At 68.2% G+C, this 6000-nt stretch carries 4 protein-coding genes; all 4 read right to left on the reverse strand.

Translation table 11 applies throughout. The features are described from left to right. Positions 1–172: 172 nt before the first annotated feature. Entirely contained in the window at positions 173–316 is a 144-nt protein-coding gene (locus tag C1I95_RS35105; protein WP_158566266.1) for a hypothetical protein, read from the reverse strand. A 165-nt stretch (positions 317–481) separates the two neighbouring features. Then, positions 482–1174: a hypothetical protein gene (locus C1I95_RS02780; protein WP_111212156.1), complete on the reverse strand. Its 693-nt coding sequence runs from the start codon at positions 1172–1174 to the stop codon at positions 482–484. Positions 1175–1189: 15 nt separating this feature from the next. Continuing rightward, positions 1190–3490 carry a fibronectin type III domain-containing protein gene (locus C1I95_RS02785; protein WP_233513336.1) on the reverse strand — a complete coding sequence of 767 codons (2301 nt, stop codon included), beginning with the start codon at positions 3488–3490 and terminating at the stop codon, positions 1190–1192. A gap of 797 nt (positions 3491–4287) precedes the next feature. After that, a partial coding sequence (locus C1I95_RS02790; RefSeq protein WP_111212158.1) for a BTAD domain-containing putative transcriptional regulator occupies positions 4288–6000 on the reverse strand: 1713 nt, incomplete at its 5' end.

The following is a 6000-nucleotide window of genomic DNA, read 5'->3' on the forward strand; positions in this document are numbered from 1 at the left end:
GGCACTGGTGCCGTTGAGTGCTGTTCAGCGCCGTTGGGTGCAGTTGACTGCCGTTCAGCGCACCCGGCTGCTCCCATCCCGCTCCCCGATCCTCCTGCCCACGGTGGCGGCAGATACGGATGACCGGACGGCCAAGAAAGCGGCGACTTCGGCGAGTTCCTCGATCTCGAGTTCACACTTCGGGCGAGTCGGTTCCTGGCGCACCGCCGCGACTCTTGAAGGAGTTGACCCGATGCGCACCGGCGGCGAAGGCGATGCTGCGGGTGCCCGCGTTCAGATCGGCAAAGTGCGGCTCGGAGTCGTGGTCGTACGACACCCTGGACATTGCGCGCGCCAAGCTCGCGTACGCCCGGGACAAGCCTGTGCGGCACCTTGGCCTGGGAGCTCTCCGGCGATACGCCGGACGCCCCCCGACCGATCAGCGTACGGCCGCGGCCGGCGGCTGTTCCGGTTGTTACCCGGAGCAGCCGCCGGCACCGAGCTACACGCCGAGCGATGCCTTGGCGGCGTCGATGGCCTCGAGCAACTCCTCGTTGTACTCGAAGCCCTCCTCGACGATGGCCATGTTCACCCCGCATTCGCGCTGCCGCGCCCGCAGCAGCGTCTCCTCCACCGGGGCCACCGGGAAGGCCAGCGGGTCGAGGCCGGGAACCCCGTCCACGTCCTCGACCAAGAGCCACCTGTTGTGGTCGTCGTAGACGACCACACCGGCGTCGATTCCCTTGGTCCACTGGTCGAAGAGCGCGGCCAGACTTGGGGCGGCACGGACCGAGTCCCAGGCGTCGGGAGAGATCTCATAGCGCCAGATCTCGCCCTCGTGCTCGCCCGCGAGGACGAACGTGTAGAGGACGACATCGAAATGGAACAGGGGCAGTTGCTGCCGCCAGAGGAACGGCGTGCCGATCGACAGTCCCAGAGCGTCCAGCGCGTCCCCGCCCTCCGGCCACGGCATCCGCCAGCCGGCGTTGGGCAGCAACCGCCGATCGGGCCATCGCTGCGACTGCAACCAGGTCAGTTGCTCCGCGACGTGATCCACACCGAAGATCCGGTATACCAGGTCCGGCGGCTGCCCGGCCGACGACTCGGCCTGGTCGGGCCAGTCGACGCCCGCAGCCGTCGCCGCGACGCGGTACTTCCGCACCACGTCGCGCAGCACGCGCATGTCATCGAGCATCAGGAAGCTCCTTGGCTACGGGGCTACGGGGGTCATGCACAGGCTAGCCCCGCCTCCGCTGACCTTGAAAGCGAAGCTTAGGCCGCCGGCCTCAACCCACGGTTTCACGGGCAACACGACGAACTTGGTCTTGTCGTTCACCTTGCACTTGCCGTACATCGCGTTGATGTCGTTGGCCTGCGGCAACGACTCCGTCGTCGGCACCAGTTTGAGGCTGGCGACCTGGCCGGTCAGGTCAACCGCCTGGTCCGTCGACCAGAACGGGAACTCGTCGCAGGTCTGGCCAGGCACCCGCACGTCGCACGCATTCGGTTTGAACGCCAGGGTATTGAACCAACCGCGGGTGTAGCCCTTGGACCGCGCCGCCTGACCCCGCACGCTGCGCGCCGGGTAGAACCACACCGCGCGGGTCGGCTCCGGGAACTCGCCGTCACCCATGGCGGTCACGATGTGCTTGCCGGTCTCCGTCATGTCGGCGCCCTTGTAGTTCTTGGCCCCGGGTACGTAAACGATGATGTCGTCATCACACCCGGCCTTGCCCTGGGTGCCGCGCTGGACCGTGCACGCCCGGTCGATGATCCGCTTGAGACGCGCATCCTCGGTGGAGTCCCACGCGAAGGGGAGATCGTGCTGGTTGGCCACCAGCTTCGTGGTCTTGATGACCTGGGCGTAGAGCTTCAAGCTGTTGTACCACTGGCCGTCGTTCAGGCCCCAGTTCTCGAACGTGTCGAAGTCGGTGTCGTGATGGATCGGGTACTCGACGAGACCGTGGACGCCGACCGTACTGGGGAACAGCATGGCAATCAGGGTGCCCAGCACGAACCCGATGCCGATGCCGGCAGCGCCGACGACGATCCACGAGGTGCCAGCGGCGGCGGCCGGAGCGACCGCGGCGGCCGCCACTGTCTCCGCGACGGGAGCGATGAGCGTCGCGCAGGCTCCGCTACTCAGACACCAGGCGAGCGGTGCAGCGGCCGGGCTCAGGAACAGCTGGTTGACCTGCGCGTCGTCGATCGAGGAGATGACCGGTCCGCGGCCGGACGGGGCGATCGCGAATAGCATGTCGGTGAGGTCGTCCGCGCATTTGGCCAGCTTCTCGCCGGACGGCGGCAGGAAGGCGTCGAGGCAGCTGGTGTCCGCCGCCCGGTAGCAGCCGAGGAAGATCTCCGTGCTGCCGGCGGGCGCCGGCACGCCGACGCGTGAGCTGGCCGCGATGTAGATGTCACCACCGGCGCCGGCGCACTGCGACGCTTCGCTGGCGGTCGTCTGCGTGGTCGCCGACGAGACCTCGTCCACGTGGATCATCGTGATGAAGTCACCGGCGAGCTCCCGCGCCACCGTGCCATCGGCGCGCAACGCCTCGACCCGGAACGCGTACGGCGTGTACTCCTCAAGCGGCTCGATCGGGAGCTTGATGACGCTGTCCACCGTGCACGGGCTGGCCACGTTGCCGTTGCCGTCCTCGCAGAGCTGCTCCAGCTCGAAGTGATCGTAGATCTCGCCGTCCAGGTAGGCGCGGTAGCTCGCCTCGTTGGCCGGATCCGGGTGCCAGCTGGCAGTGGCGCCGCCCTCGTCGGGGTCCAGGGTCAGACCGGCGTCGACGTCCGGCGGCGGCGGCAACGCGTCCGTCGTAAACGACGTCGTGGCGGGCGTCTCCGACCGGTTACCGGCCAGGTCGACGGCGACCACGGAGACGGTGTGGTCGCTGGACGGCTGCAGTCCGGTGATCGAGTACGAGAGGGTGCCGACGGTGGTCCGTTGGGGGGTGCCGCCGTCGACGGTGACCTCGTATCCTGCGAGGCCGTAGTTGTCGGTCGCCGCGCCCCAGGTCACCTTGGCGCTGGTCGCCGCGATCGTGCCGACCGCCAGGTTCGGGACGTTGCTCGGCGGGATCAGGTCCACCACAGTGATGTCGCGCAGGATCTTCGCGTACCGGCCGGGTTCCCGCTCGGCACGGCTGCAGACCTGGACGGGGCCCAGGTGCGGCGGGCGCATGCTGGTGACCCACGAGGCGGACCAGTTCGTGACGCCCTCCGGCGGTGGACCAAAGGTGAAGCTGGACGAGGTCGTCTTCTCAACCGCGACGTCCACCATCGTGGCCTGTTTGTGCACATAGCCGTTGATGGCGATCTCACCGTTCGCGTCGACCGCGACCTCCGACCCCGCTGCCGGCCCCTCGAGCCGGATGGACGCGTGGTTGACGTCCTCCGGCACGGTCGGGTCGGCACATGCCGGAGGTTGTTCCTCGATAACCGCCTGGGCAGCCGGCTGGCTGATCAGGTTGACCGCGAGGACGAGCGCGACGGCGAGTGCCATCGCGCGCAGGGACCTACTGAAATATCGATTACGTCTGTAGCCGGACATGCCGCCCCGTCTCGCTGAGGTTGATCAATGACGGTCGAAGGCTGTCATGGCGATATATATTCAAGATATCTTCTACGTACGCTAGATGCCCGCCTGTCCGAACCGGACAGCATCGATGCGAGCGGCGCATGGTGCCGTCGAAGATTCGCCGGGCGGCACGGCGTCAGGGACCGGGGTGGGCGCGCGGCGTTTCCGTACGCGTGGGAGCTGAACGGCGGCACACCGGACGGCGCCCTCCAGGGCGCATGACCAGCTGACGCGGATCCAGCTGCTCTCGGAGGGCGGCACGAAAGTCTTGAGTTGATCGACGGCTCCCCACATCCGGGCGCTTAGAGGAGGCCCAAACCGGCCCGGGCCCGGTCGACCGCCGCAAGTCAGGCTCGCAACACCCCGTCATCACTGGCGCGGGCGGGGCATCCCCCTCGCCGAGGCCCTGACCGGCGGCAACCGTCACAACCTCACCCAACTGCTGCCCCTAGCCGACAAGGTTCGCGCAGCGGCGGCGCAGGAGAGCCGTCGGCCTTAGCCCCGGCCGAACGGCAGCGAAGCAGTCGACACCAGATCTCAGCGCCACCGTCCAGCCCGGCGACGGTTAGTCAGCGTCTCAGCAACACTCAGCTGGCGCCTGGTTGCGCCCGCGCTCGTCTCATGGAGCCGCGGACCTGTTCACGGAGTCCAAGGCAGCAATGTCGATTTCGCCGTCACCCGGACCCGGATAACAGGGTAAGGATGGATTGCACCTGACGGGTCTAAGGGTCGGGTGGCCGGAGGGTGAGACTCCCTCCGGCCACCCGACCCTTAGGCGCCGGCCCGGACGGCACCGCCGACAGTTCCGCGATGTACTCCCTGACCAGCGCCGGTAGCCAGTAGCGGGTCGAACCGTCCCGGGTTACCAGGTGCGCATCGACGAGGTCCTCCATCGCCCGTCGGACCCGCTCGGAAGACACACCGAGTTGCGCCGCGGCACGGTCCACCGCTGCAGGGGCCTCAGGGCAGGCGGCGAGCAGTTCGAGCAGCCGGCCGACCACCTCGTCCTCCGAGGCAACCACCGCGACACCGGCAGCAAGGCTCGCCCGCATGGACAGGTCGTCGTAGGTCAGCAGATCCAGCTTGCCCCCGCCAGCGGTGAGCTGGTTGACCAGGGCAGCTATCGGCATTCTCGGCCACGTTGCCAGCCTGGAGCCGGCAATCCGCAGCGCTAGCACCGACCCGGCACAGAGCTGGATCAGCTCGGCGGTGGCGGCCGGATCGGCGGCCAGCCGATCCGCACCGGCGAGCGCGGCCAGCAGTTCCCTGGCTCTCGTAGCAGCCATGGGCGATAGGGTGACCCGCCTCACCCCGTCGAGATTGCCAAGGTAGCGCTGACCGACGGCGATCAGCGCAGGACCAGGACTGGCGGGTATGAGCGGCCGTACCTGGGCCGCGCTGGTAACCCCGTCGAGGACCAGCAGGAGCCGGCGTCCGGCAGTGAGTGAGCGCAGGCATCCGGCGCGCTCGTCGGCGCTGTCAGGCATGTCGGCCGGTGCAACGCACAGCGCGCGCAGTACCCGAGCCAGTAGCTCCTCCGGGGTAATCGAGGTTCGGTATGCAACGTCAACGAACACCTGCCCGTCGGGAAATTCGCCGACCGCCGCGTGGGCAGCGCGCACCGCGAGCGCCGTCTTGCCGCTTCCCGGCGGGCCCGTGATGACCACGACGGCCGGTGCGCCGCCTGTCGCTCCCGCGATTATCTCCGCCGTCTCCTTAGTGCGGCCGACGAATGTGACCAGATCCGGTGGCAGTTCCCGGGGCACAGCCCAACCGATGCCGCCAGCAGGAGCCGGCTCGGTGATCAGCGTCGGCAGCGCAGCGATCACGGTCGATCGCTGGGTGTGTGAGACGTCCCGCGCCCGCTTCAGGATCGCCCGGTGCAGGGCGGCCAGTTCCTCGCCAGGTTCGATGCCGAGCTGCTCGTCCATTCGTGCGCGAGCGTCTCGATAGGCGGCCAGTGCGGCCGGCACGTCACCGGAGCGGTACAGCGCGAGCATCAGCTGTCCCCACGCCCGCTCCCGCAACGGATGCGCAGCCAGATGCTCACGCAACTCGGGTAGCAGGTCGGCGTGCTTTCCGACCGCCAACCGGGCGTCGGCCAGATCCTCGAACACCTGAAGCCGTTGCTCCTCCAGGGCCGCCCAGCGGTTGTCAAGCGCGGTGCCGCAGGGCAGCCCCTCGCCCGCCGAGCCCCGCCAGAGCGCGAGCGCTGCGTTCAGCGTGGAAATGGCAACGAGCGTATGCCCCCCGGCCAGCCCACTGCGGCCATTCTCCGCCAGACGTTGAAACTCCATGACGTCCAGCTCACTGAGCCTTTCCGAGTAACGGTGTAGGGACTCGGGGTAGCTGGCGCGGTCGGTGGTCCGGACGCGCCCGGATCCGTTGCGGTGCAACGAGAAGACGCAGAACCCCGGTATGAAGGTGGTCCTTCC

It is taken from the genome of Micromonospora craterilacus, assembly GCF_003236315.1.
Lineage (GTDB): Bacteria > Actinomycetota > Actinomycetes > Mycobacteriales > Micromonosporaceae > Micromonospora > Micromonospora craterilacus.

Bases quoted from the DNA above. Each gene is read 5' to 3' on its own strand.
- C1I95_RS02780 (WP_111212156.1), bottom strand. From the start codon at position 1,174: ATGCTCGATGACATGCGCGTGCTGCGCGACGTGGTGCGGAAGTACCGC.
- C1I95_RS02785 (WP_233513336.1), bottom strand. From the start codon at position 3,490: ATGGCACTCGCCGTCGCGCTCGTCCTCGCGGTCAACCTGATCAGCCAG.